The organism is Effusibacillus lacus (assembly GCF_002335525.1).
GTDB classification, from domain to species: Bacteria; Bacillota; Bacilli; order Tumebacillales; family Effusibacillaceae; genus Effusibacillus; species Effusibacillus lacus.
On sequence record NZ_BDUF01000086.1, the window covers coordinates 133,408 to 159,381 of the forward strand.

Sequence of the window (25,974 nt, forward strand, 5' to 3'; positions counted from 1 at the left end):
TTCCGGCGAATATTTCAGCGCATCACTGAATTTTTGGGCCGCTGACTCCTGCATGTCCGGGAGAACGTGGGAGTAAATATCCAAAGTCATTTGTACGGATGAGTGGCCCAATCTTTCGCTGACCACCTTCGGGTTTACCCCAACTTCAATAGCAAGGTTGCATGAGTGTGCCGTAGATCATGTATACGGATTTGTGGAACCCCGGCATTTTTGGCGATCCGGTTGTATACATAGCAAGTTGGCGTGGATGAATTGGCCTGCCATCCTCGCGACAAAATACAAGCCCGTGATCCTCATAGCTTGAACCTAGTGCCAGTTTAAGTTTTTTTTGCCTGGACTTGTATTTTCGCAGCTCGTCACAGTCAGATTTGTCAATTGCAACCTGTCGTTTTGAACTGTTGGACTTTGGTTCGTTAAACCGGAATCCCTCATCATCGTAGACAAGAGTGCTGACCACATTGATTTTCCCGTTTTCTAAGTCAACATCTTTCCATTTCAAAGCTAACGAGGACCGGCATTTTCTCCGGTCCTTCCTTTTCACTAGCGATTAATAGGTTCCAGGAACGAGCAGAATAAACAGTACGAAGATAATCAGGAATACTACTGCCCAACGAGTAAAACCCCCAAATACTCCATCCATCATAGCTTCCCTCCTTGTCGCTTGATACATTTACAGTTAATTCAGGTTAGCAAATTGTCGCAACTGACAAGTGCCGTAAGTTATCAGTCTATTGTGAATAGGTTTCTAGAAAAATCCTCAAAAGCGGAAAGCTCGGTCGCATATTGTTTCATATAATCTCAGTAAGGAAGAAGGAACACCACTGCCTGACGGGTGTATTATTCAAGCCTTCCTTAAAAAGACGCCTCTCTGCTGAGGCGTCTTTTTAATCATCCTTCATAAAAAGCACTATGATCAGTATTTGTCTATTTTTCCGGATTTCTTTAAATATCAGCACAAGCGGAAAGATGGGACGTTGGAACATCCATAGGATAATAGTGAATTTAAGCAAAAGGAGGGGGGATACAATGGCGGTTTCCTATCATTATGCGAAACAATTTGTTGGTCGGTCAGTATGTGCACATTGTATTGATGGCAGTAAATACTACGGTATCGTTCGGGGAGTAAGACCAGACGGAATTTGGCTGGATGTCCCTGAAAGAGGGGTGCTAGCTGGAGGGGATTTTGAGAAGTTAAAAACAATCACAGCGGATCGACCTGAAGAAAATAAAGTGGAAACTGTACAATTTGGGTTTAGACGATTTTTCTTTCCTTTCTTCTTTTTATTGGCATTGACACCGTTTTTCTTCAGAAGACGATTTTTCATTTAGTAAATATCGGAAGTTGGAAAAAGATGACCTCCTACCCTTCGAGGTGGGAGGTTTTTGTTTTATTCACACTTTATGCACATTAAATTGTGAACGGCTACAATTTTCGCCATATTTCGCCAAAGGATTCGACAAGGCCCATCAAGAAGTAAGCGGGTGAGGTGGAGAAGTTATGTTTATTAAACAACCATTTGACGAATTCTTGGGACTGCAATACGAACGAGTTAGTGACAACCGAGTGAAAATTCGTTTGCCTTTAAAACCTTTGTTTATCAATAGCTTAGGGTATGTGCATGGAGGCATTATTTCTTCGTTAGCTGACGTTGCGATGAGTAATATTCTGCAGCCAGATGAGAACGGCATTCAAACGGCAGTTACGGTTGACCTTAAAACCTCCTTTCTAAAACCTGCCCAAGGAACCGTTTTGGTAGCGGATGCTCATACGTTTAAAATCGGAAAGAATCTGATGCATGCTGAATGCCATATTTTTGATGATCAAAATGAAATTGTAGCAAAATCCAACGGCATCTTTTTTAGAATCAAGGAAAAATAGGAGTTGGCCTGGGGTGAGGTGGGGGATGTGAAGTGTCGATTGAAGGTTATTCTTGCGGAGAAGGGTTTAAAATCAAAGTGGTTAGCTGAAAAGGCGGGTATTCAAAACGCCACATTGAGCCGAATCATAAATGGGAAAACCATTCCAACTTTAGATGTAGCTTTTCGTATTGCCGAAGCCTTAGGCATGAGCATACATGATATTTGGGAGCGTGAATAGCGCTCTTTTTATTTTCAGAAACAAAAAATTGTTTTATAAGTCATCCTTTTGTGGCTTGCTAAATAAGATATACCATCAACCGAAAGGAGGATGTTCATGAAAGAGTTGGTCAAATTATGGCTCGTTGTGAAGGTGGCCGGAGAGATCCCAGACCTGAAGTTTGGGGATACTTACCGAGTTCCAGATAACATCTTTTGGAAGTACCTTAACGAAGGGAAGATTTTTTACCGAAAGAAGAAATAATTGTGATATTAACTACTCAACTTTCGCATCTCCAAAAACTTGTTTCACCCTTAATGTTACAGGGATTTTCAGCTAATTATTTGCCTGCTTGACAGCAAAAAACACCCTTCTCGTTTGGTACAGTGGAAGTGTCCAGCTTACCATTCCAAACAGAAAGGTGTGTAACTTTATGGTACACCACAACTCTCTGTCCGAAAAGTACGAAGAACGTTTTTCAGTGATTTTCTCAACCTTACAAATCGGCCATTTGCTTCGTAAGGCCGGCATTCGTTAATCTTTCGGTATGTCAGCTTTAGCCGTATTTCAACTCATTTTCACTCTCGTATTTCAGGGACGCAATTGGTTTCTCCGGAAAAAAAGAGGTTCTTGTTTCAAAGGCGGCTCATAGCAGAGCTGCTTTTTGTTTTTTGAATCAAAAATTATTTGTTCAATCATAACGAAAACATTTGAATGCAACCAGAAAGACGCATTTCACGTTTTGTTTAAGACTTGTTTTTCTATTTCAGGTTCAGACGATTCTGTTAAAAAGGTGAAATGTTGGGAAATAGAACGAAAAAGCAATATACCGGCAGTTAATACGGGATAATCGGTAATTTTAGCTGATTATCAGGAATGACATCAGTTAGAATGTCTAGAATAATAAAAATTGTATAAACAATATATCATATATGATATAAGAATGGAGAGAGAGTCATGCCATTTATCGAAGTGATCTTGCAGGACAAGAAGTTGTCAAGGGAACAGAAACAGAATTTGGTTGAGGTTTTGGCTGGTGTTATGAAACAGGTAGTGAATTCAAGAACGGAACAAATACGAATTGTTTTACATGAGATTTCTGAAGAAAACTTGTTTGACGGTTCATCCGGTAGATTAGAGGAACCAGGCGATTAATCATAACGGGAGCGCTCAGAATTTAAAATCAGGAGGTTTCGAAGGATGGATAAAAGCGCTGTAGCGACAGCGATCCTTCAGTGCCGCAGACAGTTGAGGGATCGGGGATCTTTTGAGAATGAACAACCTCTGTCGCTCGAGGACGCATATCAGATACAGAGTGAGTTGGCGAGTAGCAGGGAGGCGGAGGGGGACTCCATTATTGGATACAAACTTGGACTCATCAGCCCGGCCAAGCAGAAACAAATGGGTGTATCGGAACCAATCATAGGTCATTTACACCGTTCGATGCTCGTCCAACCAGGCGAACCGATTGTACGGAGTCGTTTCATCCAGCCCCGTGTGGAGCCGGAACTGGCAGTCGTGTTTGGTCGCAAACCTCCGGAGGATGCGCGTACCAGCGATCTGCTTTCATGCATTGCCTATGTACAACTGGTCGTTGATGTGTTAGACAGCATCTATTCCGAATATCGTTTTACGGCTTCTGATGTCGTAGCCGATAATGCTTCGGGTGGTGCAATTGTTCTGAGTGGACGTCCACTACCCCCGGAAGTGCTTTGGCGGCAGGAAGGGCAGTTACGACTTTCCTTGGATGCAGGGAAATGGGTTGAGGGTTCGTTAACGGAACTGGGAGACCCTATTACTTTGATCACATGGGCCGCTGAGCAAATCCGGCGAATTGGACGATGGATTCGGGAGGGGGACATGATTTTGCTTGGAGCTCCCTGTTCTGCCGTACTTATTGGAGAAGCAAGAATGTTGTCGGTTGAGGGGCCGGCCGGATCGAAGTTGGTAGCACCAATAATCTGATGAAATTGATCACGAGGAGGAACCGATTGTGCAATATGAAGTTCAACATTTTATTAATGGAAAATTCGTAAACGGTGGTGATCGGTTCGAAGTGTATTATCCTGCAACAGGTGAAGTGCTCGGAACGGCTCCTGACGGAGGACAGGCGGAAGTAAACGCGGCAGTCGAAGCGGCGAAACAAGCGTTTGAAAAGTGGTCTCGTACGAAGCCATCGGAAAGAAGACAAATTTTGAATCGGTTTGCCGATTTAATTCGTAAGCACTCCGACGAACTCGCCCGGATTGAGACTCTCGATGTGGGCCGTCCAATTTCCGAGAACAGTCGTCACTATCTTGAGCGTGTGGCCGCCAATATTAGCTTTTTTGCTGATTTTGTCACCATGATAGGATCAGAAAGTTACCCGATGGAAAACGGTTACATTAACTATGTGCTCCGTCAACCTGTTGGCGTTGCGGCCCTCATTACCCCCTGGAATGTTCCCCTTTTGCTCGAAACCTGGAAAATTGGTCCTGCACTGGCTTTTGGGAATACGGTCGTGTTGAAACCTGCAGAATGGACTCCTCTTGGAGCCTGGAAGCTGGCTCAAATTGCGCAAGAAGCGGACCTTCCGCCCGGTGTCTTCAATGTGGTGCACGGTCACGGACCTAACAGTGCCGGTGAATTTCTTACAACACATCCTGATGTTGCTCTTGTCTCTTTTACCGGGGAAACCACTACCGGACAAACGATCATGCGTGCCGGAGCGGCTACTCTTAAGCGATATTCGTTTGAGTTGGGTGGCAAGGGAGCCAATATTATTTTTGAGGATGCGGATATTGCGCGTGCGTTGGAGATTGCGAAAAAGGCGGCTTTCTTTAATCAAGGGGAATTTTGTTTGGCGGGTTCGCGTATCTTCGTCCAAAAATCCATCTATGATCGATTTGTGTCTGAGTTTATTGAACTGACGAAGAAGATAAAAGTTGATGATCCAATGGATCCAAAGACCGAAATGGGTGCTTTGATTGCGCCTGAACATCTTGACCGGGTACTGGGTTTTGTTCAAGCCGCGAAACAAGATGGCAACGAGGTACTTGTTGGCGGGGAACAACTGATACTCCCGGGTTCTCTGAGTAAGGGAAATTACATGATGCCAACAGTCATAGCTGCCGGATTTCAAGACAAGATTTGTCTGGACGAAGTTTTTGGTCCTGTGGTGACGGTTACACCCTTTGAGACCGAAGAAGAAGTCATCGAATGGGCCAATGGAACCCGTTACGGGTTGAGTGGAGTGGTGCAGACACGCGATGTCAGCAGGGCCCACCGAGTGGCCGCAGCCATGAAAGTCGGTACGGTATGGGTAAATGATTTCTTTGTTCGCGATCTGCGGGTCCCCTTTGGTGGCATGAAATATAGTGGAATCGGGCGGGAAGGCGGCCACTATAGCATGGAATTCTACACTGAGCTGGTAAATATCTGCGTTGCTATCTAACAAGATTTTGACCATACTGGGGGACTTAATATGGATAAACGGGAATTGCGATACTGCTTTGGTCGTTTTGCGACCGGTGTCACCGTGGTGACGTACGCTGCAGAGGGAGAACGATATGGGATAACGGTGAACTCGTTCACTTCAGTATCATTGGATCCGCCGTTGTTATTGGTTTCGATTGATCGGCAGGCCAAGGCTTGCAATAAACTCGAAGGGAAACCCTTTGTGGTGAACATTCTTTCGGTCGGACAGGAGGATCTTGCAATGCATTTTGCCGGTCGCCCGAAGGAAGGAGTTGATATAAAGTGGCAGGATGGAGAGGATTCGCCCAGATTGGACAATATCCTGGCTTGGTTCGAGTGTAAACCATGGCAGACTTATGACGGTGGTGATCATGTCCTCTATCTTGGAGAAATCCAAAACTTCCACTATCGGGACGGTCAGCCTTTGGTTTTCTACACCGGTAAGTTCACCAGCCTGCCACTTGCTAAGGAGGGGCTGGCATGACACTACCGATTGATGAGATTGCCAGTCGTTTGGAACAGGCCTGGCAAACACGCGTGCCTATTCAACCACTTAGCGAAGAGTCTGGACTTTGTACGGTAGAGGACGCCTACGCGATCCAGCAATCCTGGGTACGTCGCCGTTTGGCAACCGGAGACCGTATAACGGGTAGAAAAATCGGCTTAACCAGCAAAGCTATGCAGCAAATGATGGGGGTTGATGAGCCGGACTATGGTGTGCTGTTAAACAGTTTTTCCATACCCGTAACACGTGGTGTCGGAGAGGTAGATATGAGTCGCTTGCTCCAACCTCGTGTAGAGGGAGAGATTGCCTTTTTAATGAAAAAGCCGCTTCGAGGTCCGGGGGTAACGATAAATGATGTTTTCAACGCCACCGAAGCTGTGGCGGCAGCAGTCGAGATTGTCGACAGTCGTATTCGGGATTGGAAAATTAAGCTGGTTGATACAGTAGCTGACAATGCATCTTCAGGAGCTTATGCGCTTGGGTCATGGCACACGCGTTGGCAGGATCTGGATTTGGCGCTTGCGGGAATGGTGCTTTATGTTGACGGACGCATTCAGTCGGTAGGTGCCGGGGCAGCGGCCCTTGGGCATCCAGCTGTATGTGTATCTTGGTTGGCAAATAAACTTGGTGAGATGGGAGAAGGAATTGAAGCAGGGGACATTGTCCTTTCAGGTGCGTTGGCCGGTGCTGTATCCGTACAACCAGGCCAAAACGTGTGTTTGCAGATTGCCGGTCTTGACGCAATCATGTTGCAGTTTCCTTCCATACAAGAACAAAGGTGAGTGAACGGTAATGGTAAAAGTGGGGATTATTGGATCCGGAAATATCGGAACTGACCTAATGTACAAAATACTTCGAAGTTCATCGTTGGAACTGTCCCTAATGGCGGGTGTTGATCCTGATTCAGAAGGTCTGTCGAGGGCACGGTCAATGGGGATTCCAACCAGTACCGAATCGATCGATGCCATTTTGGCCGATAAAGAGATTCAGATTGTCTTTGATGCCACTTCAGCCAAGGCACATTTAACTCACGCTCCTCTACTTAAAGAGGCAGGCAAGATTGCTATTGATCTTACTCCAGCTTCAGTAGGGGATCCGGTTGTGCCTGTTGTCAATCTCAACGCCGATCTTCCTCTGGATAACATCAGTCTGATTACTTGCGGTGCACAGGCTACAGTACCTATGGTTTACGCTGTCAGTAGGGTGGCAGAAGTGAATTACGCCGAGATAGTGGCAACCGTATCTTCGAGAAGTGCAGGTCCCGGAACGCGGGCAAATATTGATGAATTTACTCGGGCAACGGCCCGGTCTCTCGAGCAGGTTGGCGGTGCTAAACGCGGAAAAGCATTGATTATTCTCAATCCGGCGGAGCCTCCTATCATGATGACGAACACCATCTACGTGAATGTCCTGAAGGGGGTGGAGGCAACCATTGTGAATTCGGTCAATGAGATGGTAGCAGAAGTTCAAAAATATGTTCCGGGATACAAATTAAAAGTTCCGCCGCTTGTTGAACATTCTCCCACGGGGGAAGGAATCATGGTTACCATCATGGTCGAAGTTGAGGGAGCTGGCGATTACCTGCCCAAGTATGCAGGCAATCTCGATATCATAACCTCTGCGGCAGTACGGGTTGCGGAGAAACTTGGCAAAGAGCGTGTAACGGTTTCCTGATAAGGAGTGGAAAAACAGTATGACAACAAATCGCAAAATCACACTTGTAGATGTCTCGCTTCGTGATGGCAGCCACGCTGTACGTCATCAGTTCACCTCAGAACAGGTGGGTGAAGTGGCAGCTGCTCTCGCGAATGCCAAAGTCCCGGTGTTTGAGGTAACCCATGGTGACGGACTGGGCGGCTCCTCGCTGCAGTTTGGATTTTCGAAAGAGCCGGAGTTGAACTGGATCCGAACGGCCGTTGAGAAAGCTGGTGAATCCAGTGTTTCCGTCCTCCTGTTGCCGGGAGTTGGCACTCAAGAAGAATTGAGACGTGCTCGTGAAGTTGGAGCATCGGTTGTCCGAGTGGCAACTCACTGCACTGAGGCGGATATTGCTCCTCAACACATTGCCATGGGAAAAGAACTGGGAATGACCGTTTGTGGTTTTCTCATGATGTCCCATATGATAACGTCTTCCGATCTGGTGAAACAGGCACGGATCTTGGAGGATGCAGGTGCTGATGTTGTGTATGTGGTGGATTCTGCCGGTGCATTGTTGCCTGATCAGGTTCGTGATCGAGTTCGGGCACTCCGTGAATCTTTAACCTGTGAGGTGGGGTTTCACGGTCATAACAACCTTGGCTTAGGGGTGGCGAATACCCTTGTAGCTATGGAGGAAGGAGCTAGTTGGCTGGACGGTTCTCTTTGCAGTCTGGGTGCAGGCGCGGGCAATACACAACTTGAGGTGCTTGTTGCGGTATTGGATCGAATGGGGGTTGAGACCGGAGTAGATCTTTATGCAGCTATGGATGCTGCTGAAGAGGTGGTAAAACCGCTTTTGCCTCGTCCCATTGTAATCGATCGGGATGCACTGGTGATAGGGTATGCGGGAGTGTACTCAACATTCTTGCTCCATGCCCGGCGGGCCGCTGAAAAGTTCGGTGTTGAGTCCAGGGATATTCTGATTGAACTTGGAAGGCGTAAGGCTGTGGGAGGTCAAGAAGATCAAATTATCCGGGTGGCTTACGAATTGGCCCACCAGTAAAAATCATTCACAAAGTAGGTGGGAGTTATGATTATTGTTCGAGTTCATATGTTGCGGGGTCGTAGCACGGAGTTAAAACACCAATTGTTGCGTCAACTAACGGAACAAACAGCTACCACTCTCGGCGTTGAACGTCAGTCGATTCGAGTTTTTATTGTTGAACTAGAGCCGGATCATTGGGGAATTGCGGGGGAACCTGCCAGTAAAATAAACGGACGGTCGCTTTCCGGCAGTCAGAGTTCTGCTGAGGAAGTGGAACCAAGGAATCATATTGTGGATTCTCGCAATTAGACACAAGGTTTATAAGAGTTGCTGAATCTTTCATGTATTATCGGAAAATGGTTCGAACTCCTGTTGGAGGTGGTTTTATGTAAGCCATAGCTTCCGGGACGCGTTGTTTGTTGGTTCAGAATCTTTCAACTATTTTGTGCGTTGTGTTGAATTACAAAACATAGGGAACAGGAGGATGTTTTATGGCATTGAGTAAAACGATGAATCGACCGATGACTGGTGAAGAGTATTTAGACAGCTTGAGGGATGGGCGGGAAATCTGGATCTATGGCGAACGGGTGAAAGATGTGACCATTCATCCAGCCTTCCGCAACTCAGCCCGAATGATCGCTCGTATGTACGATGCTCTCCACGATCCCAATCAACAGGATGTTCTTCTTACAGATACTGACACAGGGAACGGAGGAAAAACGCATCCATTTTTTAAAGCACCCAAAAGTGCTCAGGATTTGATTGCTTCTCGCGATGCAATTAAGGCATGGCAACGGATTGCTTATGGTTGGATGGGGCGCAGCCCGGACTATAAAGCCAGCTTTATCGCGACGCTGGGTGCCAATTCAGAATTTTACAAGCCGTTTCATGAAAATGCAATGAGATGGTATCAGCGTGCCCAAGAGCAAGTGCTTTTCTTGAACCATGCTATCGTGAATCCGCCCGTGGATCGGAACAAGCCCCCGCATGAAGTAAGTGATGTATTCATGCATGTTACAAAAGAAACGGATGGCGGAATCTTTGTAAGCGGTGCCAAAGTTGTAGCCACAGGATCCGCTTTGACTCACGCGAACTTTATGGCTCATTACGGACCATTGCCAATTCAGAAAGAAGAATTCGCATTGATTCTTATTATCCCTATGGATGCTCCTGGGGTCAAGTTGATCTGCCGGCCTTCGTACGAATATAACGCTGCAGTCATGGGAAGTCCGTTTGATTACCCATTGTCGAGCCGCCTTGATGAGAACGACGCGGTTTTGGTCTTCGACAATGTTTTCGTTCCGTGGGAGAATGTCTTGGTCTACCGTGATCTGGATAAAGTGAACAACTTTTTCCCGCTTTCTGGATTTATCCCGCGGTTTACGTTCCATGGTTGCAACCGTTTTGTGGTAAAACTCGAGTTTATTGCCGGATTGCTCATCAAAGCACTGGAGTCGACAGGATCGAAAGACTTCCGAGGTGTTCAGTCGCGCTTAGGCGAGGTCATTGCCTGGCGTAATCTGTTCAATGCAATCTCTGAAGCTATGACACACGCCCCGGTTCCCTGGGTGGGCGAATATGTCAACCCTGATGTCCGCCATGGCTTAGCCTATCGCGTTTTTGCTCCGTTGGCTTACCCGCGGATTAAAGAGATCATTGAGACGGACGTTGCCAGCGCCTTAATCTACATGAACTCCAACGCCGTTGACTTCAAGACGCCCGAAATCCGCCCGTATCTGGACAAGTATTTACGTGGGTCGAACGGCTATGACGCGGAAGCGAAGATGAAAGTCATGAAAGCGCTTTGGGACGCTGTAGGAAGCGAGTTTGGCGGACGGCATGAACTCTATGAACGAAACTATGCGGGTAACTATGAAAACATCCGAATTGAAACTTTATTTACGGCGCAGGCTATGGGAGATATCGATAGTTTCGTAGGAATTGCAGAGAGTATGATGGGCGAGTATGACCTTGACGGTTGGAAGGTGGATGACCTGATTTCACCTGAAGATGTCAATATTCATTTTCAGAAAAGGCCTAAGTAAAGTAACAGTCCGTTTCTGCAAGGAGGGTAGCTATGGAACAGTTTCGTGTAGTTAAAAGCATAACATTGGAACTTGCAGAGGCTATGTTGGATCAAGCGGTTACTAAAGCGCGAGAGCTTGGTGTCTCCGTAAATATTGCGATCATGGATGAGGCAGGGAATCTTAAATCGTTCCGACGTATGGACGGGGCTCCATTGCTGTCCATAGGCATTGCCCAGCGTAAAGCGTACAGCGCCGCCGCTTTTCGCATTCCAACGGGGGATTGGTATGACCTTATCAAGGAGAATCCGCGACTATTGCATGGGATTCCCCATACGCCTGATCTTGCGATCTTTGGCGGTGGTTTTCCCATCAAGGTCGAAGGGGAGGTGATCGGTGCGATAGGCGTCAGTGGTGCATCGGAGGAGCAGGATGAGGAAATCTGCCGGGCTGCATTGGAAGTAGTCAAGAACTAAATGCAAGCCTTTGCATACGCGGCGGATTTTCGACTATCCGGAAAGGGCAGGCCATTCAAATGAACAAGAGTATCTTGATCCACATTGAACCACATGAAGTGGAGGTAAGCGGACAGGCGAGTGAGACGGTTTTACAGGCGCTGATGGGACAGTTTTATGGTCGAGGCGGACGCCCTGCGTTTTACGGTTGTCGACGTGGTGGTTGTGGTGCTTGCAAGATGAAGTTATTGGCCGGATATGTCGACCATAATGAAACCTATTCCCAAACTGCGCTTTCCAATGAGGAACGTTCAGAGGGGTATATTCTGGCTTGCAAGTCGTACCCCGGTTCAGATCTTACGATCCGAATCCCGGAGCGGGATGACCCGCTGGCCCGATATCTTCGGACTGATAGGATGCAAGGCATATTTTAGAAGGGAGGATTCAATATGGGTGAAGGAATCATGCGTTTGGGGTTTGTGCAAGTTCGTGTAACGGATTTGGAGGGGGCTCGCAAACATTACGTTGAAATTATGGGTTTGCAGGAAACGGCCCGTACTGAAGATGCGGTCTATTTGAAAGGGTGGGATGAATACGACCACCATTCGATCGTGTTACGCAAGTCGGATCGTGCGGGTTTGGAAAAGATGGCTTTCAAGGTTCACACATTCGAGGATTTGGATAAACTGGAGAAAAATCTTCAACATTACGGAGCTTCGATCAAACGTGTTTCAAAAAATGAGAACTTCAAAGTGGGAGAAGGTGTACAGTTCAAGCTGCCTTCGGGACACACGATGGAGTTATTCGTTGATATGGAGTATGAGGGCAAAGCGCTGCCACAGGTCAACCCGGCACCGTGGCCGGATGGGCTGTTGGGAGTAGGCGCTCCGCGGATCGATCACCTGTTGATCTCGGCGGAAAAACCGCATGAAACCATCGATTTTTTGATGAAAGCGCTTAACTTCCACATGAGTGAGAAAGTGGTTGAGAACGAGAAATCAGAAACGCCTATTGCTGCCTGGCTTTTCCGGAGCTATACCCCACATGATATTGCAATCATTCCGGGAAAAGACGAAGGGCTTCATCACTTTGCCTTCTGGCTGGATGAATTTAATGATTTGCGTAAAGCCGGCGATGTGTTTTCAAAAAACGATGTACCGGTTGATGTTGGGATCGAACGCCACGGCATTACCCGCGGTCAAACCATCTACTACTTTGATCCCGCAGGGAACCGCAATGAAGTCTTTACAGGGGGATATATCGCGTATCCCGACATGCCGGTTGTGAAATGGACAGTGGACCAGTTGGCACGGGGCATCTTTTACTTCAATCACCGTCAAGAATGGATCGAAGGTTTCACTGGCGTCACGACCTGATCGATGGTTGGGGAGAGCTTGAGAATGAGAGACCCCGCATAGATTTCCAGCTTGTGGGGTCTTCAAAAGTATAAAGGTCTCTGATAATAATTCTGAATTTATGGTTTTTTATGAATTAAATGAAATGAAAGTTAAAAATTAATTTTTGGAGTTTTGAGATAAAAATCATCATCTTACGGAGGGGAGTTTTATGCCGAAACTTGATCGGAGTGCCTATTATGACCTTACTCGGGATATGAACTGGCGGTTGCGTTATGTCTCCGAAAAGGAGGTTTTTCCCGAGGAGCAGGTTTGCGACTACGGGGTGCCGGGGGAAGCGTGGTGGGAGTGGGATGAGCCGTACAAAGTGACGTACAGGGAATACGTGTACAACCAGTCAGACAAGGACAGCTCGACGTACTCCGTCAAGGCAGCCATCGCACGATCCAAGCTCTTTGACCAGGTGGATGCCGGCTGGAAGTCGGCGATTACCGCCCACTACGGTGCCATTGCGCTGGGTGAGTACCTGGCTTCCATTGGTGAGGCAAGGATGGCGCGGTTCGGCCGGGCTGCTGCATGGCGGAACATGGCTACCTACGGCACTCTGGATGAACAGCGTCACGGACAGATTCAGCTCTACTTCCCATACGGGTTGTTGGGCAAACACCCGCAGCTCGACTGGGCACATAAAGCGTATCACACCAATGAGTGGGGAGCCATTGCCGCCCGACACCTGTTTGATGACATGTTTACCGCCAACGACGCGCTGGGTACCGCCATCCAGCTTACCTATACGTTCGAAACCGGATTCACCAACCTCCAGTTCCTGGGGATGGCCGCAGATGCCCTGGACGTAGGCGATGTGGAGTTCGGTTCGCTCATCTCCAGCATTCAGACTGACGAATCGCGCCATGCCCAGCAGGGAGAACCCACCCTTCGGATTCTGCTCCGCAACGGGAAAAAGGACGAGGCCCAGCGGCTGATCGACGTCATGTTCTGGCGTTCGTGGAAACTCTTTGCCCTGTTGACGGGGTTCTCCATGGACTATTATACCCCGCTGGAGCACCGCTCCATGTCGTTCAAGGAGTTTATGGAGGAATGGATCATCAAGCAGTTTATCGATCAGTTCCGGGATTTCGGCCTGGAGCGCCCGTGGTACTGGGACATTTTCCTGGATGAACTCAACTGGGTCCATCATGCGGACCACTTGGGCGTCTGGTTCTGGCGGCCAACCGTCTGGTGGAATCCCGATGCCGGTGTTTCCCCCGAAGAACGGGAGTGGCTGGAGGCCAAGTACCCGGGTTGGAACGACAATTTCGGCCGGCACTGGGACGTGATTGCGGAAAATGTCCGGCAGGGGCGTATTGAGAAAACGCTGCCGCAGACCCTGCCTATGGTATGCAACATGTGCCAGATTCCCATTTGTACTCCTTCTGACCCGAAACAAAGGCATCTCGCGCCGTATGTTTCCGAGCACAATGGCCGTCGCTATCACTTCTGCTCCGAGCCGTGCAAGTGGGTCTTTGATATCAACACGGAACGTTACGCCGGTCACCTGAACATTGTCGACCGTTTCCTTGCCGGGCACATCCAGCCGCCGACACCTGAAGGGGCTTACGCCTATATGGGGCTTACGCCTGAAGTTTGGGGCCAGGATGCCGACAACTTCGCCTGGGCTTTCAAACAGTCCGGGAGTGGTAAAATAGCCGCTGTTTGAATCAGACTGTCAAGGACGCCAACCGGGCGCTCCGTTGGGCGCACGGTTGGCAAATCATAAGGAGGGAGAGGATCATTATGGCAATGTTGCCGCTGACGGCTGCTCACAAAGAGGACTTTGTTGTTCTGTTGGTACCGGTGGAAGACACGGATACGATTGCCCAAGTGGCGGAAAAAGTGGCTGCCCACACCGTGGGTGTGCGGGTAGCGTCGCGCAATGCACCTTTGCGAATCCGATGCAGGGGGCAGGTCCAGCCCGATCATTTGACTGTCGCGGAGGTTGGTTTGGAGCCGATGGATTTTGTTGAGGTGTTTTATGATGAATGAGGTGAAAGCGATCCGTTGGTTTCCTGTTTTAACCCTGGATGATCTTTGGGAAGGTGAAATGATCGATGTGGATGTGGAAGGCGAGAAAGTTTTGTTAATTCATCTCGCCGGGGAAAAAATTGTGGCATATCAAGGGATCTGTCCACACCAAGAGATTCTGCTTGCCGATGGAGAGTTGAAAGACGACATTCTTACCTGTACTGCCCATCGCTGGCAGTTTGATGCCGGCACGGGAGAAGGTGTGAACCCGAAAAATTGTCAGCTCTACCGGTATGAGGTAAAGGTTGAAGATGAACAAGTGTTCGTCGGGTTTCCGGAAGGGGAAACCCGACGATACAATCGGTGTACTGCTCAGTAAAGGCTGCACGAACATACTGGAACAGGGGGTCGTTTACATGCCTCATGAACAAGTAAAATTAGTGGGACCTATTGTTCGGGATCCTGAGTTGGCCGAGGCGCTTATAACCGCCATTGAGGTCGACAACCCGGGTGTCGAGGTAATGGTTGATAACAGGGGCGGGTATATCCGTATCCATACTCCGCAACGCTGTCGCATTACCCGCAGCAGTTTGCAAGAAGCGCTTGGTCGCTCAATCTCCCTTACTCAGATTGAGCCCGATCTCGTATCATTTGCCGGTCGAATCCGCTATGACGAAGATGAGTTACTTTTCTATTTGGAAAGGGAGGATTAAGCGATGGCACAAATTAGTGAAAAGCGCCGTAAGAAAGCGTGGAGCATGTGGTCGGAACGTCGAATCCCAAGCGAGTATGAGGCGGTCAGTCATCGGCTGCATTTCCATTTTCGCCGCTCCCCTGCTCCTTTTGAGCTGGATCCGGATATCCCGCTCAACCGGTGGTACAAACAGTACCGGGAAGGGTCACAGTTTCAGGTGGAAGATTGGGAGGGGTTCCGTGACCCGGACCGCTTGACGTACCGGGATTATGTCCAGTTGCAAAAAGAGCGGGAGGTGTATCTGGACAACCTGATCGACGAGTTCGAAAGACAGGATCATTATGCCAACCTCTCAAGACCTTGGGTGGATTTGCTCGAACAACTGTACATCCCGAGCCGTTTTTCGGGACATGTTCTGCAAATGGTCGCCTTGTATATGGCACAGATGGCACCGTCTTCCTACATCACCAATGCAGGGTATTTCCAGGGTGCGGATGAGATGCGGCGCGTGCAGCGTTGTGCGTATCTTGCGAAGGCATTGTCGCTGGATCATGGAGAAAGTTTGGCTGACTCGCAACGGACGAGGGAGATCTGGGAAGACGATCCTCATTGGCAGCCGCTGCGGGAGGTCCTCGAGAAGCTGTTGATTGCTTACGACTGGGGTGAATCATTTGCCGCCCTGAATCTTGTTGTAAAACCGGTGTATGATTCGTTGTTCAACGACCAGTTTGCAAACTTGGCCCGTCACAATGGGGACACGCTGCTGGCTTTACTGCATGATGACTTTACTCTCGATAGCCAACGCAGTCGACGCTGGGCGCTGGATTTGGTCAACTATGCGGTGGAACGCGAGCCCGGGCATCGCAAATTGCTGAAGAAATGGGTGGAAATATGGAGTGAACCGGCCTATCGGGCCGTCGAAGGTTTGGCCCCTTTGTTTGCAAAAGCACGGGAGCCGAAGCAACCTCAGGAGGTGGTTGAGGCAGTCCGCACTGCTCATAAGGAATTTTTAGAGCGGATAGGTCTCGATTGAAAATGGAGGAATATGTCGTTACGGTCAAACCTTCGGGTATCACTTTTCCAGTTCAGCATGGCGAGACCATTCTCAATGCAGCAAGAAAAAGGGGCATCTGGTTGCCGTTTGAATGCGGATGGGGGAGCTGCGGCACGTGCAAAGCAACGTTGATCGAAGGTCAGGTGAAGTGTCTTTTGCCTGAGGCCCCCTCTCTATCGGAACGGGATCGAAGACGCCGTCGCATCATTTTGTGCCAAAGCGTGCCGGAAAGCGATGTGGTTCTGGAGACACGTGTACTGGAAGGACCACCGGAAAATCTTGCAATATCCGATTACCAAGCGGTGGTCGCGGATGTGGAAATACTTGCTCCCGAAGTGGCGCGCTTTCGTCTGCAGCTGGACCGAATCCTCTTTTATCAACCGGGACAATATGCCATTCTCAATCTTGGCGACGGATTGCGGCGGACTTACTCGATGGCCAATTTGCCGGGAACCCGTGAAGTGGAGTTTATCGCCAGACGGTATCCCAATGGTGTGGGAAGCCAAAAACTGTTCAGCCTATCCCCCGGTATGGAGCTAACGCTGGAATTGCCGTACGGGGCTACCTATCTCCGAGAGACGTTGCGACCCTTAGTGTTTATCGCTGGCGGAACGGGAATTGCACCGATCCTTGCCATGGCGCGGCAGTTGGTATCGAATGGAAATCGAGAGGGAAGTGGATGTACAGTTTTTTACGGTGCTCGTACACCGGGAGATCTGGTCTGTTTGGACGAATTGCAGCAGCTATTGGGTTCGTCAACACAGGGGAAAGTGATTCCGGTCGTCAATGAGGGCGGTACTGGGGAATGGAATGGAGAAATTGGGTTCGTGACTGATGCGCTGGTCCGTCGTCTCAAAGAACCATGGGAAAAGTATGAATTTTATATAGCCGGGCCGCCTGTGATGGTTCAGGCGGTGCTCAGGTTGCTTGAGGAGCAAGGAGTGCCCATTACCCAGGTGCACTATGATAGCTTTGGATAAGAAAATCGTTCGGATATCCAAAGACTTGCCGCCCATGCTTACAGGTCTACCTAAACGCATGGGGAAGTCTCCTCGAATTGATATTCGCTATCCTTGTTTGCAATTGGAAGACACTGCACAGCAGAATCTTCGGGAAGAACTGCTTCGCTCGGCGAAACGTTTGGCTGGAGTTGTGGTACAACCGACGGAACTCTCAGTTCCTGCTATGGCGCTGGTGATGGACGAAGCGTTGGCGGAAGGGCAGCCGGAAGCATTTATTCGGGGCCGGGAATTTACACTTATCCGAACGGATGGGAGCGTCCATTTGCCGCTTATGCCGGAATGGGGGGAGCAGGTTCTCAAAACAGGCTGGGCTTGTATTCATCCGCTTGTGCGCTATATGGCGGGGGCGTTACCACCCCAAAATCTTATCGTTTATGCTCCAAGGGATGAACAGGAACTCGAAGTAGTGTGGCGTATTGTGCAGGCGTCCTATTGTTTTGCACGTGGCTGGATTGTAAATCTGGACAACAGGGGGGAACCCGTATAATGAAAGCCGTTGTCTATTATGGACCCCGAGACGTGCGGGTCGATACTGTGGAAAACCCGCGCATTCAGGCTGAACACGAGATACTGGTGAAAGTGCGTGCCACGTCAATCTGTGGATCGGATTTGCACATCTATCGTGGAACGCTGGACGGAATTATGGAGCGGGCAAAATCACGCCTTGGGCACGAGCTTTCCGGCGAAGTGGTCGAAGTGGGCAAAGCGGTAGGCAACTATAAGCCGGGTGATCGGGTAACCATGGCCTATTCGGCCTCCTGCGGCGAGTGTTACTTGTGTCGGGTAGGCCAGACGGCCCATTGTACTACCACCAATAAAGCGGTGTATGGCTTTGGAAACGCTTTTGGAGACTTGAACGGCACGCAAGCCGAGTATATGGTGATTCCTTACGCCGATGCGCATGCTGTGAGAGTGGACGGAGCGTTGACCGACGAACAGGTGCTCACGCTATCATGCAATTTGCCTTCTGCCCTTATAGCGAATCGCTTGGCGGATGTGCATCTTGGCGAATCGGTGGCCGTCGTTGGATTGGGTCCTACCGGGATCATGTCGCTGGAATTGGCTCTCCACCGCGGTCCAGGTCGGGTGTATGCTTTTGATCCGGTATCCCATCGAACAGATTATGTGAAACAACGGTACGGGGTTGAGGTGGTTAATCCAAACGATCCTGGGGCAATCGACCTGATTCGCCAAGAAACGGGAGGGCATGGGGTCGACAAAGTAATTGAGATTGTTGGCACACCGGAAAGCCTCCAACTTTCCCTTGACCTCGTACGCCCCGGGGGATCGATAGCTGCGATCGGGGTGTTCACCAGCAATTCTTTTAATCTAAATCTAGCCGATGTCTTTCTGCGAGATTTGACGGTTCACATGAATGGTTTTGCCAACGTTCAGCCATATATGTGGGAATCTCACCGATTGCTGGTGGAGGGGGTGATTGATCCCCGTCCGCTGTTTACTCATCAATTTCCCCTTGAACAGGCGGGAGAAGCGTATCGGGTATTTGCAGAGAAATCGGATGGAGCGATGAAGGTTTTGATCCGGCCTTGATTCAATCTTGGAAATCCTGATTTGCTTTTAAGGAGGGGATCCCGTGTATAGTCCCATGGAGCCTGCTGCTTTGTCGTTGCAACAGGCTGCGGAAGAGAGAGGATTTACTGTTGGATGGGCACCAGTCGATTTACCCCCCTCCGTTTTAAACCGGTATCACCAATGGATTGTGAACGGACGACAGGCAGGCATGGGGCAACTCGCACGAAATGTTGAAGTTCGTCTTGCCCCTCGAACGAGATTGGCTTGGGCTCGCAGTGTCCTTGTTCTGGCGGCTTCCCACGCCTTTCCCGATCCTGGGAAGCCTCGTGGTGGCATGCGCATCGGGCGGGTGGGTCGAGTTTTTTGGATACGTGAACAAGATTACATTCAACGACGGGTACAACCCCATCTGGAAGAACTGAAAGAGATTTGTCACCACTTGGGCGGGCGTTGCCGGGATTATGTTGAGCAGGGTCCTCTTTCTTTCAGAAGTTACGGGGAGTTGGCCGGATTGGGGTGGATCGGTCGAAACGGGATGCTCATTCATCCGCAGAGAGGGTCGTTCTTTACGTTGGCAGTATTGCTCACGAGTTTTGATGTGGAGGCTGCACCGGAACATCCGTTTCGGTGCGGCCACTGTATAAATTGCATCTCCCAGTGTCCGACAGGGGCTTTACTTGAAGATGGAGTAGTCGATGCCAATCGTTGCGTTTCCTATTGGACAACTCAACATTTGGATCTGATCCCCGTCGAGGTGTGGGAAGGTATGGGTAGGTGGGTGGCAGGTTGTGATGAATGTCAGGACGTGTGCCCATGGACTCCGAAAGAGCGGAAGTTTTGGGAAGGGTATGAACCGGATCCGGAGTTAGCTTATCCTGACCTGTCCGATTTTCTGACGTTGTCAACCCAGCATTTTTTAAATAAGTATGCGCAGAGCGCTTTTGAACGGGTAGGCCGCCCCAGAATGGCTCGCAACGCCCTGATTGTGCTGGCCAACACCCGGGATTCAAGTTACCTGCCCCTTGTCCGGCAGGGATGCGTTGACCCAAGTCCTTTGGTCCGTGCTACTACCGCTCGGGCGCTTGTTCGGATCGGAGGAAGGAAAGAGGTAGAACGGCTATTGTCAGACCCTGAGCCATTGGTTTGTGAAGAGGCTCGCCAAGCCCTCGAATACGAGTGAAGAAGGAAGTTGATGAAGATGCGTTCACATCCGGCCAACACGCTGGCGCTCCCTGCATCTGTGGTAACGGTGGGGGCATTCGATGGCGTACACCTTGGACATTTGTCACGCAGTGCTGAGTCGTTTATTGAAGAATTACTGACGTTAAATCCGGTTGAGGTCCGGGTGGGAAATGATTTTCGGTTTGGGCATGGTCGACGGGGAGGCGTTCACGAGTTATCGAGTGTCTTTCAAGTCCGTGTGGTTGACCCTATTTGCTGCACGGGTGGCGAAGTAATTTCTTCGTCTCGGATACGATCTCTCATTGCCTGTGGACGGCGGGAGGAAGCCCGAGAGCTTTTGGGTTATTTTTGATCAGACGACTTAATCGCTTCAAATCACTTGCATATTGACCGTGTTTATAATCAATCCATCCCACTATCCAATTGGCGCAAGATTGCGATATTATATGATATAGAATATATCGCGTATTTATCTAAAAACCAAATGCAATGAAGGATAGGAGGCCATATGGATGGTACAGATCCCGACAACTCGTTCGGAGTGGGTATATGAAAGACTAAAGGAAGCAATCCTTTCCGGGAAGATTGCTCCAGAAGAGCGTATTGTGGTTGATCAGATTGCACGGGAATTTGGCACCAGTGCGATACCGGTACGAGAAGCAATTCGTCGGTTAGAGGCCGAAGGTTGGGTTGAGAATAAACCTTTTGTCGGGGCGCGGGTAGCGCCAGTGCGGATCGAAGAATTGGAAGAGCTTTTGTCGATTCGGCTCGCTTTGGAGCCGATTTTGGCACGTACGGCGGTACTAGGAGCCACAAATGAAACAATTGATCGATTGGAACAACTTGTTGAAGAAATGGATAAGTGTATCGATCACAACGATACTGTGCAGTACAGCCGACTGAATTATGAATTTCATCGTTTACTGTACGAACTTTCTCCTTGGAAAGAACTTTTCCGGATCGTAATAAGCGTTTGGGAGCGTTCCGCACGTTCGCGCTGGATTTTTGTTCAGACTCCAGATTCCATGCTTGCCTCCCAGCAAGAACACCGGGCCATGATGGAAGCCTTTCGCAATCGGGATGCGAAGGAGCTTGAACGCCAGATGCGACTGCAAAAGGAGCGATCTTTTGACCTATACATGTCCTATATCAAAAATAAAATGAACGAATGTGCCAGTGAAGATTCGTAATCTGTATTCAGCAATTCTTTTGGCGTTCGGTTGAATATCCCCATTGAATCACCGATCAGTTGCATTTTTTGGCTGGAGCAGTGTGCGAGACAAATTCGCTGGGATTCCTGGTTAAAAAATTTTTTATTAGTAGAGTTGGGATAGGTGGTAATCGTATGAAAGAGGTGACGAGCACTTGTATCAAAACCGGTACTTATGAGACTTGTCTCTACCGTGCCGGTATGGGAAACAGTGAAGCGATTCTCTTTATTCATGGTTCTGGTCCAGGCGCAACGGCTTGGTCAAACTGGCAGTATGCTTTGCCTTATTTCAGTGAAAAGGGATTTGATTGTGTAGCACCAGACTTGATCGGTTTCGGGATGTCCGAGCACCCTTCGCAGCTGCCGAATGGCATACGATCTTGGATGAGGTTGTGGGTTGATCAGCTGAAACATCTTCTCGATGAATTAGAGATTGAGCGAACCCATTTGGTAGGCAATTCCTTGGGCGGGGCAATTGCTCTTCATTTGTTGGCAGAGGCGTCCGAACGAATAAACCGTGTTGTGTTGATGGGTCCGGCGGGTGCTCCATTTCGATTAACTCCTGAGCTTGACCGTATCTGGGGATTTTATGAGGATCCTTCCGCAGAAGCGATGTCGCAAATCATTCGCTGGTTTGCTTATGACGAAAGTTTCATAGCAGATCAACTTGACAAAATTAGTAAGATGCGCTTTGAGGCAGCAATGGACCCAGCTGTGCGGCGTTCATTCGAAGCAATGTTTCCTCAACCTCGCCAGCGGATTGTAGATGATCTCGTTCTACCCGGCGCAACTCTGCGTCGCATCCAACAACAAGTTTTACTGGTCCATGGGTTAAATGATCCGATTGTCCCTGTTGAAACCAGTTATTTTCTTGCACAACACCTCCCGCGGGTAAAAATGATGATTTACGGCCAGTGCAGTCACTGGACGCAAGTTGAGCACCGGGATAGTTTTCACTCCTTGCTTGTTAATTTTTTCAACAGTACAGTTTGAGAAGTTTGAGAATATCTTTGGTTACTTGAGATAATAATTCAGGTTTTTCGGCGTGTGAACAAAGTTCCGAAGAGAGGAGGTGAATAAAATTGGCTGAAATTAAAATCTTGGATAACGGTCCTTTAGTCGCTAGCGGGGTAACTTTAGTTGATGGAGAAGGTAAGCAATTAGAAACAAAAGACCAAGTTTATCTCTGTCGTTGCGGTCTTTCAGGAAACAAGCCGTTTTGTGATGGATCACACAAAGGCAAATTTGAAAGTAATGTAAGAGCTTAAATTTTAAAGAAAAGAAATGGACAGTAAAACACTGTCCATTCAGACTGTTGAGAAACCTCAGCGGTCTTTTTTTGACTTCTAATTTTCAATTGGATGAACAGGGGGTATTTTCAACAATCTGTGGTTCCCGTAGAGGGAACTCCTTCTCCTCACGCCTCCATATGGAAGATTGTATAGTGGAAAAAAGACGACAGCCCGATTATAAAATTGTAATGTAGTAACTGTATAACAAACTAACGTGAAATGATCGAAAAATTTAGTGTTAGAACGGGGCATTCCGGTGCAAGCACGGCGTTACAACCGGAATGAAATTGAATCGATTCTTGCGCGAATCCGGTATAATTTCCAGCAGCAGGCAAATATGAATGGAGAAGGTACTTATTAGGGAGGATGGCAGATGCAAGGAGTAATTATCGGAAGTATGTTATCTGCTTTGGCAACGGGTGCCGGTGCTTTGCCCGTTCTTTTTTTCCGGGATGTCACCCATCGTTGGCGGGACATTCTTCTGGCTTTGACAGCCGGAATCATGGTGGCCGCGTCCACTTTCAGCCTGATTCCGCCTGCTTTGGAGGTTTCCAATTTGGTTGTTGTTTGCTTCGGTGTGCTTCTGGGAACTTTCGTCCTGATGTTGCTCGAGAGAGCCGTACCCCATATTGACCTGGAACACACCCGTATGAACATTTCGATGGACACCCAGTCCACTTTAATTCTTGCCGCCATAACACTGCACAATCTGCCGGAAGGGTTGTCTGTCGGGGTCAGTTACGGAAGCGAACAGACGGGACTGGGCGGGCTGATTGCTTTGGCCATCGGATTTCAGAATGCACCTGAAGGATTTCTGGTGGCGCTGTTCGCTTTCTCCTTTATTGTGGGACTCCTGATCATGATTAGCCTGATAGAAGTATTCAGTTTGTGTTCATACAATTATTTGCTTGGATCGACTATAATGGAAAGGAAAAACCTTTCAGGCATCGAAATATGCAGATAGTATGCTTGCATCGAACTGGCGGGGGAGGAAGCCATTTTGAAACAAAAGAGAAGATACAAGTTCAGTTTGACCAAAAAAATGGTCCTGGGAATTATGGCTCTGGCGACTGTTACTTATACCACAAGCGGCATTTTTATATTCGTACTTAAAGATCTGATAGCTCCGCAGATGTCCGAGGTTCTGTTCGTATCCGGAACATTGATGCTCGGGATCATCTGGTGCGGCATTTTGGGGTACATAGCTGCCAAGTTTATTACAAAGCCGCTGGTTTTGCTGGAGGAAGCCGCCCGTTTGGCTGCCACGGGGGATTTGCGGCAAAATATACAAGTGGTGAAATCGGACGATGAGATCCGGGCCTTGGGACTTGCATTCAATTTAATGCTAGACAACCTTCGTTCCATTATCAAGAACATAGACGAGAATTTTCAACGGACACAGGCACAGGTTCACGAGCTTACAAACGCTTCGGAGGTTGTGGCCAACAGTTCGGAAATCGTTGCCCGCACGATGGAGGAAATCGCATCCGGAGCGGAGCAGCAACATAAACTTACAAATCAGACGGCGGAGACGATACAGAAGGCTACGGAACTGGCGGGGAAGGTGAATGAATGCGTTCATGAATCCTCCGCTCTTTCCAACAGAATGGTGGAAACGCTCAATCAAGGAACGGCCATCGTCAGAAGCCTTGTTGCCGGTATGCAAACCATAGCTGCAGCCAACCAGGAGTCGATGGAGATTGTTAACAGGCTGGAGGAAAACGCCAAACAGGTTGGAGATATTATTGTGGTCGTAGGAGAAATCGCGAATCAGACAAACCTGTTGGCCCTTAACGCTTCCATAGAAGCGGCGAGAGCCGGGGAGCATGGCCGGGGATTTGCTGTAGTGGCGGAAGAGGTGCGTAAGCTGGCTGACCAAAGCCGAACCGCAGTGGAACAGATCACCGAATTGATTAGCGATATGCAAAAAGAAGTGCAGGAGGTTGTAAGTCAGATTTCTCGTCAAGCGGAGATGGCAGCAGGCGAATCGGAGAAAGGCGAAGAGACGACGCATGCCATTCAGCAAATGAGTGATTCGGTCAATTTGGTGGTGAATTCCATAGAGGAAATCGGTCGTTTGATGAACCAGCAGATCCAAACCATGGAGGAAACCATCGAACAAGCCCGGAACGTCTCCAAGATTGCGCAGGAAACTTCTGCCGGTTCCCGGCAAATCTCTTCTTCGATCCAGGATCAAACTGCCTCCATGGAAGAGATTGCGGCATCGGCCAATATCTTGCGGGAATCTTCCGAGGATTTAAGGCAGCAAATCTCCACTTTCAAAGCTTAAAACCATCTCAAACCGGAATGAAATTTTAATAAAATTTAACTTGATTCCTATAAGAGCCTCCTTTAAACTGACAGTACAAGTCTATAGACGAACTGAGGAACGCGGAGAACGGCCACTCTTATATGGGACTTAAGTGACCGGGAACAAGTCGTGCAACCGGCCGGTTCATGGATCTGCCATGAAGAGGCCCTTTGTTTTTTAGATGCCTTTTATCCGGGGTGGATCATGCAGCAAGGGCTTGAGCAGAAGGACAGAAAACCGATGTTGTTGTTCAATATGCTGTATAACGAGTCTCTCGAACTGGCGGCTCAGCCAATCGTCAATCTCGATTCGGGAAAGGTGGAAGCGGTTGAGATTCTCAGCCGATTTCCCGACAACCAGCTCCTGCCGGATGAAATGTTCCGCTTGGCCCGTGCTTACGGAATTCTTGACCAGCTCACGCTTCTATCCTGCAAGAAACTGACCCAGACGATCCATACACTCAAACCGTTCGTGCCCAAAGGGGTGTTCTTCAACGTGGAGGCGGACGTTTCAGAAGCGACTCTGCAGCAAGTGATGAAGATTTTTGATTTTGCCAATGAAACAACAGTTGTTCTGGAGGTTACCGAACACCAGCGGGCCGTTTTTCCATGGCCAAACTTTGTTGACAGGGAAGGATTCGAAGTGGCCATGGACGATCTGGGAAAGGGCAACTCCAACCTTGTTGAATTGCTTTCCATCAAGCCTCACTATATCAAGATCTGCATGGAAATCGTGGCCGATCTTCACAAGTGCAGTACCAAATCAATCATCATTGAGGCTTTCAAGCGCATCGGCGACTCGCTAGACTCGCAGGTGATTGCGGAAGGAATCGAAACGGCGGAGGATCTTAAGCAGCTCCGGGAAGCGGGGATCAAATACGGGCAGGGCTATTACTTTTCTCCTCCCCGGAATCTAAAGGAGGTTCCGGTAAAAGAATGGGAAGAGGGCTTCAAACACAAGATCTTATATAAATAAGGGTGCTTTGTGCACCCTTTTTGCATGAGTGATTTTCGTGAAAATTGTTTCTTTATGAACCAAAAAAACATTTGATATAATAAGTGAGGAACCTTCCCGTTGTCAACTGACGGGATTTTCACAA

Annotated in this window: 32 protein-coding genes and 2 pseudogenes; 33 read left to right on the forward strand and 1 reads right to left on the reverse strand. The window is 48.7% G+C overall.

Going from position 1 to position 25,974, the window contains the following annotated elements; genetic code table 11:
• Positions 1–12: 12 nt before the first annotated feature.
• Positions 13–505, reverse strand: a pseudogene (locus EFBL_RS21945) (site-specific integrase); the annotation flags it as partial.
• 521 nt (positions 506–1,026) lie between these two features.
• Between EFBL_RS21945 and EFBL_RS15495 the strand changes: the two are divergent.
• The 33 genes and pseudogenes from EFBL_RS15495 to EFBL_RS15645 all read left to right on the forward strand — a co-directional run bounded on the left by EFBL_RS15495 (position 1,027) and on the right by EFBL_RS15645 (position 25,850).
• A complete protein-coding gene (locus EFBL_RS15495; RefSeq protein WP_096182983.1) occupies positions 1,027–1,329 on the forward strand; it encodes a hypothetical protein in 303 nt (100 codons plus the stop codon).
• A 169-nt stretch (positions 1,330–1,498) separates the two neighbouring features.
• Positions 1,499–1,879, forward strand: a complete 381-nt coding sequence (locus EFBL_RS15500; RefSeq protein ID WP_096182984.1) for a PaaI family thioesterase — start codon at positions 1,499–1,501, stop codon at positions 1,877–1,879.
• A gap of 39 nt (positions 1,880–1,918) precedes the next feature.
• A complete protein-coding gene (locus EFBL_RS15505; RefSeq protein ID WP_424955023.1) occupies positions 1,919–2,098 on the forward strand; it encodes a helix-turn-helix transcriptional regulator in 180 nt (59 codons plus the stop codon).
• A gap of 96 nt (positions 2,099–2,194) precedes the next feature.
• Entirely contained in the window at positions 2,195–2,341 is a 147-nt protein-coding gene (locus EFBL_RS20675) for a hypothetical protein (RefSeq protein WP_165912422.1), read from the forward strand.
• 169 nt (positions 2,342–2,510) lie between these two features.
• Positions 2,511–2,687 (forward strand): annotated as a pseudogene (locus EFBL_RS22110) (IS4 family transposase); the annotation flags it as partial.
• Positions 2,688–3,034: 347 nt separating this feature from the next.
• The gene (locus EFBL_RS15510) at positions 3,035–3,232 is read left to right on the forward strand and encodes a tautomerase family protein (protein ID WP_096182985.1); all 198 of its coding nucleotides are present in this window, start codon (positions 3,035–3,037) and stop codon (positions 3,230–3,232) included.
• Between the two features lie 45 nt (positions 3,233–3,277).
• A complete protein-coding gene (locus EFBL_RS15515) occupies positions 3,278–4,042 on the forward strand; it encodes a 2-keto-4-pentenoate hydratase (protein ID WP_096182986.1) in 765 nt (254 codons plus the stop codon).
• Between the two features lie 28 nt (positions 4,043–4,070).
• On the forward strand, positions 4,071–5,510 hold the full coding sequence (locus EFBL_RS15520) for an aldehyde dehydrogenase (RefSeq protein ID WP_231705829.1): 1,440 nt from the start codon (positions 4,071–4,073) through the stop codon (positions 5,508–5,510).
• A gap of 30 nt (positions 5,511–5,540) precedes the next feature.
• Entirely contained in the window at positions 5,541–6,017 is a 477-nt protein-coding gene (locus tag EFBL_RS15525; protein ID WP_096182988.1) for a flavin reductase family protein, read from the forward strand.
• Positions 6,014–6,820 carry a 2-keto-4-pentenoate hydratase gene (locus EFBL_RS15530; RefSeq protein ID WP_096182989.1) on the forward strand — a complete coding sequence of 269 codons (807 nt, stop codon included), beginning with the start codon at positions 6,014–6,016 and terminating at the stop codon, positions 6,818–6,820. The genes EFBL_RS15525 and EFBL_RS15530 overlap by 4 nt, the downstream gene beginning before the upstream one ends.
• A gap of 10 nt (positions 6,821–6,830) precedes the next feature.
• The gene (locus tag EFBL_RS15535; protein ID WP_096182990.1) at positions 6,831–7,712 is read left to right on the forward strand and encodes an acetaldehyde dehydrogenase (acetylating); all 882 of its coding nucleotides are present in this window, start codon (positions 6,831–6,833) and stop codon (positions 7,710–7,712) included.
• Between the two features lie 19 nt (positions 7,713–7,731).
• The gene (gene dmpG, locus EFBL_RS15540; protein WP_096182991.1) at positions 7,732–8,739 is read left to right on the forward strand and encodes a 4-hydroxy-2-oxovalerate aldolase; all 1,008 of its coding nucleotides are present in this window, start codon (positions 7,732–7,734) and stop codon (positions 8,737–8,739) included.
• Between the two features lie 27 nt (positions 8,740–8,766).
• A complete protein-coding gene (locus EFBL_RS15545; protein ID WP_096182992.1) occupies positions 8,767–9,030 on the forward strand; it encodes a tautomerase family protein in 264 nt (87 codons plus the stop codon).
• Positions 9,031–9,212: 182 nt separating this feature from the next.
• On the forward strand, positions 9,213–10,766 hold the full coding sequence (locus tag EFBL_RS15550; RefSeq protein WP_096182993.1) for a 4-hydroxyphenylacetate 3-hydroxylase family protein: 1,554 nt from the start codon (positions 9,213–9,215) through the stop codon (positions 10,764–10,766).
• Positions 10,767–10,798: 32 nt separating this feature from the next.
• Complete coding sequence (locus EFBL_RS15555; RefSeq protein ID WP_096182994.1) at positions 10,799–11,221, forward strand: GlcG/HbpS family heme-binding protein; 423 nt, start codon at positions 10,799–10,801, stop codon at positions 11,219–11,221.
• A 59-nt stretch (positions 11,222–11,280) separates the two neighbouring features.
• Positions 11,281–11,634, forward strand: coding sequence for a 2Fe-2S iron-sulfur cluster-binding protein (locus tag EFBL_RS15560; RefSeq protein WP_096182995.1), 354 nt, complete (start codon positions 11,281–11,283; stop codon positions 11,632–11,634).
• Positions 11,635–11,649: 15 nt separating this feature from the next.
• Positions 11,650–12,576 (forward strand): catechol 2,3-dioxygenase, encoded by a 927-nt coding sequence (locus tag EFBL_RS15565; RefSeq protein ID WP_096182996.1) that lies wholly within the window; start codon positions 11,650–11,652, stop codon positions 12,574–12,576.
• Between the two features lie 190 nt (positions 12,577–12,766).
• Positions 12,767–14,272 (forward strand): aromatic/alkene/methane monooxygenase hydroxylase/oxygenase subunit alpha, encoded by a 1,506-nt coding sequence (locus EFBL_RS15570; protein WP_096182997.1) that lies wholly within the window; start codon positions 12,767–12,769, stop codon positions 14,270–14,272.
• Between the two features lie 77 nt (positions 14,273–14,349).
• On the forward strand, positions 14,350–14,598 hold the full coding sequence (locus tag EFBL_RS15575) for a toluene-4-monooxygenase system B family protein (protein ID WP_096182998.1): 249 nt from the start codon (positions 14,350–14,352) through the stop codon (positions 14,596–14,598).
• Positions 14,588–14,956 carry a Rieske 2Fe-2S domain-containing protein gene (locus EFBL_RS15580; protein ID WP_096182999.1) on the forward strand — a complete coding sequence of 123 codons (369 nt, stop codon included), beginning with the start codon at positions 14,588–14,590 and terminating at the stop codon, positions 14,954–14,956. Before EFBL_RS15575 ends, EFBL_RS15580 begins: the two co-directional genes overlap by 11 nt.
• Before the next feature lie 37 nt (positions 14,957–14,993).
• Positions 14,994–15,290, forward strand: a complete 297-nt coding sequence (locus EFBL_RS15585) for an MmoB/DmpM family protein (protein ID WP_096183000.1) — start codon at positions 14,994–14,996, stop codon at positions 15,288–15,290.
• Positions 15,291–15,293: 3 nt separating this feature from the next.
• Positions 15,294–16,304 (forward strand): aromatic/alkene monooxygenase hydroxylase subunit beta, encoded by a 1,011-nt coding sequence (locus tag EFBL_RS15590; RefSeq protein WP_096183001.1) that lies wholly within the window; start codon positions 15,294–15,296, stop codon positions 16,302–16,304.
• A gap of 2 nt (positions 16,305–16,306) precedes the next feature.
• Positions 16,307–17,305 carry a 2Fe-2S iron-sulfur cluster binding domain-containing protein gene (locus tag EFBL_RS15595; protein WP_131927630.1) on the forward strand — a complete coding sequence of 333 codons (999 nt, stop codon included), beginning with the start codon at positions 16,307–16,309 and terminating at the stop codon, positions 17,303–17,305.
• Entirely contained in the window at positions 17,298–17,834 is a 537-nt protein-coding gene (locus tag EFBL_RS15600; RefSeq protein ID WP_165912423.1) for a luciferase domain-containing protein, read from the forward strand. Before EFBL_RS15595 ends, EFBL_RS15600 begins: the two co-directional genes overlap by 8 nt.
• Positions 17,834–18,898, forward strand: a complete 1,065-nt coding sequence (locus EFBL_RS15605) for an alcohol dehydrogenase (RefSeq protein WP_096183004.1) — start codon at positions 17,834–17,836, stop codon at positions 18,896–18,898. Before EFBL_RS15600 ends, EFBL_RS15605 begins: the two co-directional genes overlap by 1 nt.
• 43 nt (positions 18,899–18,941) lie before the next feature.
• On the forward strand, positions 18,942–20,060 hold the full coding sequence (queG, locus tag EFBL_RS15610; protein ID WP_096183005.1) for a tRNA epoxyqueuosine(34) reductase QueG: 1,119 nt from the start codon (positions 18,942–18,944) through the stop codon (positions 20,058–20,060).
• Positions 20,061–20,072: 12 nt separating this feature from the next.
• Positions 20,073–20,414: a nucleotidyl transferase family protein gene (locus EFBL_RS15615; RefSeq protein ID WP_231705830.1), complete on the forward strand. Its 342-nt coding sequence runs from the start codon at positions 20,073–20,075 to the stop codon at positions 20,412–20,414.
• 160 nt (positions 20,415–20,574) lie between these two features.
• Positions 20,575–21,252 (forward strand): GntR family transcriptional regulator, encoded by a 678-nt coding sequence (locus EFBL_RS15620; protein WP_096183006.1) that lies wholly within the window; start codon positions 20,575–20,577, stop codon positions 21,250–21,252.
• Between the two features lie 155 nt (positions 21,253–21,407).
• The gene (locus tag EFBL_RS15625) at positions 21,408–22,265 is read left to right on the forward strand and encodes an alpha/beta fold hydrolase (RefSeq protein ID WP_096183007.1); all 858 of its coding nucleotides are present in this window, start codon (positions 21,408–21,410) and stop codon (positions 22,263–22,265) included.
• An 83-nt stretch (positions 22,266–22,348) separates the two neighbouring features.
• The gene (locus EFBL_RS15630; protein WP_096183008.1) at positions 22,349–22,540 is read left to right on the forward strand and encodes a CDGSH iron-sulfur domain-containing protein; all 192 of its coding nucleotides are present in this window, start codon (positions 22,349–22,351) and stop codon (positions 22,538–22,540) included.
• 397 nt (positions 22,541–22,937) lie between these two features.
• On the forward strand, positions 22,938–23,528 hold the full coding sequence (locus EFBL_RS15635) for a ZIP family metal transporter (RefSeq protein ID WP_231705831.1): 591 nt from the start codon (positions 22,938–22,940) through the stop codon (positions 23,526–23,528).
• A gap of 36 nt (positions 23,529–23,564) precedes the next feature.
• Entirely contained in the window at positions 23,565–24,854 is a 1,290-nt protein-coding gene (locus EFBL_RS15640) for a methyl-accepting chemotaxis protein (RefSeq protein WP_096183009.1), read from the forward strand.
• A gap of 225 nt (positions 24,855–25,079) precedes the next feature.
• A complete protein-coding gene (locus EFBL_RS15645; RefSeq protein ID WP_096183057.1) occupies positions 25,080–25,850 on the forward strand; it encodes an EAL domain-containing protein in 771 nt (256 codons plus the stop codon).
• Positions 25,851–25,974: the final 124 nt, after the last annotated feature.

Excerpts from the sequence above, each read along its gene's own strand:
- EFBL_RS15525 (WP_096182988.1), top strand. The coding sequence starts at position 5,541 with ATGGATAAACGGGAATTGCGATACTGCTTTGGTCGTTTTGCGACCGGT.
- dmpG (WP_096182991.1), top strand. The coding sequence starts at position 7,732 with ATGACAACAAATCGCAAAATCACACTTGTAGATGTCTCGCTTCGTGAT.
- EFBL_RS15625 (WP_096183007.1), top strand. The coding sequence starts at position 21,408 with ATGAAAGAGGTGACGAGCACTTGTATCAAAACCGGTACTTATGAGACT.
- EFBL_RS15535 (WP_096182990.1), top strand. The coding sequence starts at position 6,831 with ATGGTAAAAGTGGGGATTATTGGATCCGGAAATATCGGAACTGACCTA.
- EFBL_RS15545 (WP_096182992.1), top strand. The coding sequence starts at position 8,767 with ATGATTATTGTTCGAGTTCATATGTTGCGGGGTCGTAGCACGGAGTTA.
- EFBL_RS15575 (WP_096182998.1), top strand. The coding sequence starts at position 14,350 with ATGGCAATGTTGCCGCTGACGGCTGCTCACAAAGAGGACTTTGTTGTT.
- EFBL_RS15515 (WP_096182986.1), top strand. The coding sequence starts at position 3,278 with ATGGATAAAAGCGCTGTAGCGACAGCGATCCTTCAGTGCCGCAGACAG.
- EFBL_RS15495 (WP_096182983.1), top strand. The coding sequence starts at position 1,027 with ATGGCGGTTTCCTATCATTATGCGAAACAATTTGTTGGTCGGTCAGTA.
- EFBL_RS15585 (WP_096183000.1), top strand. The coding sequence starts at position 14,994 with ATGCCTCATGAACAAGTAAAATTAGTGGGACCTATTGTTCGGGATCCT.
- EFBL_RS15615 (WP_231705830.1), top strand. The coding sequence starts at position 20,073 with ATGAAGATGCGTTCACATCCGGCCAACACGCTGGCGCTCCCTGCATCT.
- EFBL_RS15570 (WP_096182997.1), top strand. The coding sequence starts at position 12,767 with ATGCCGAAACTTGATCGGAGTGCCTATTATGACCTTACTCGGGATATG.
- EFBL_RS15530 (WP_096182989.1), top strand. The coding sequence starts at position 6,014 with ATGACACTACCGATTGATGAGATTGCCAGTCGTTTGGAACAGGCCTGG.
- EFBL_RS15565 (WP_096182996.1), top strand. The coding sequence starts at position 11,650 with ATGGGTGAAGGAATCATGCGTTTGGGGTTTGTGCAAGTTCGTGTAACG.
- EFBL_RS15500 (WP_096182984.1), top strand. The coding sequence starts at position 1,499 with ATGTTTATTAAACAACCATTTGACGAATTCTTGGGACTGCAATACGAA.
- EFBL_RS15510 (WP_096182985.1), top strand. The coding sequence starts at position 3,035 with ATGCCATTTATCGAAGTGATCTTGCAGGACAAGAAGTTGTCAAGGGAA.
- EFBL_RS15605 (WP_096183004.1), top strand. The coding sequence starts at position 17,834 with ATGAAAGCCGTTGTCTATTATGGACCCCGAGACGTGCGGGTCGATACT.
- EFBL_RS20675 (WP_165912422.1), top strand. The coding sequence starts at position 2,195 with ATGAAAGAGTTGGTCAAATTATGGCTCGTTGTGAAGGTGGCCGGAGAG.
- EFBL_RS15645 (WP_096183057.1), top strand. The coding sequence starts at position 25,080 with ATGCAGCAAGGGCTTGAGCAGAAGGACAGAAAACCGATGTTGTTGTTC.
- EFBL_RS15550 (WP_096182993.1), top strand. The coding sequence starts at position 9,213 with ATGGCATTGAGTAAAACGATGAATCGACCGATGACTGGTGAAGAGTAT.
- EFBL_RS15590 (WP_096183001.1), top strand. The coding sequence starts at position 15,294 with ATGGCACAAATTAGTGAAAAGCGCCGTAAGAAAGCGTGGAGCATGTGG.
- EFBL_RS15555 (WP_096182994.1), top strand. The coding sequence starts at position 10,799 with ATGGAACAGTTTCGTGTAGTTAAAAGCATAACATTGGAACTTGCAGAG.
- EFBL_RS15635 (WP_231705831.1), top strand. The coding sequence starts at position 22,938 with ATGCAAGGAGTAATTATCGGAAGTATGTTATCTGCTTTGGCAACGGGT.
- EFBL_RS15580 (WP_096182999.1), top strand. The coding sequence starts at position 14,588 with ATGATGAATGAGGTGAAAGCGATCCGTTGGTTTCCTGTTTTAACCCTG.
- EFBL_RS15560 (WP_096182995.1), top strand. The coding sequence starts at position 11,281 with ATGAACAAGAGTATCTTGATCCACATTGAACCACATGAAGTGGAGGTA.
- EFBL_RS15595 (WP_131927630.1), top strand. The coding sequence starts at position 16,307 with ATGGAGGAATATGTCGTTACGGTCAAACCTTCGGGTATCACTTTTCCA.
- EFBL_RS15620 (WP_096183006.1), top strand. The coding sequence starts at position 20,575 with ATGGTACAGATCCCGACAACTCGTTCGGAGTGGGTATATGAAAGACTA.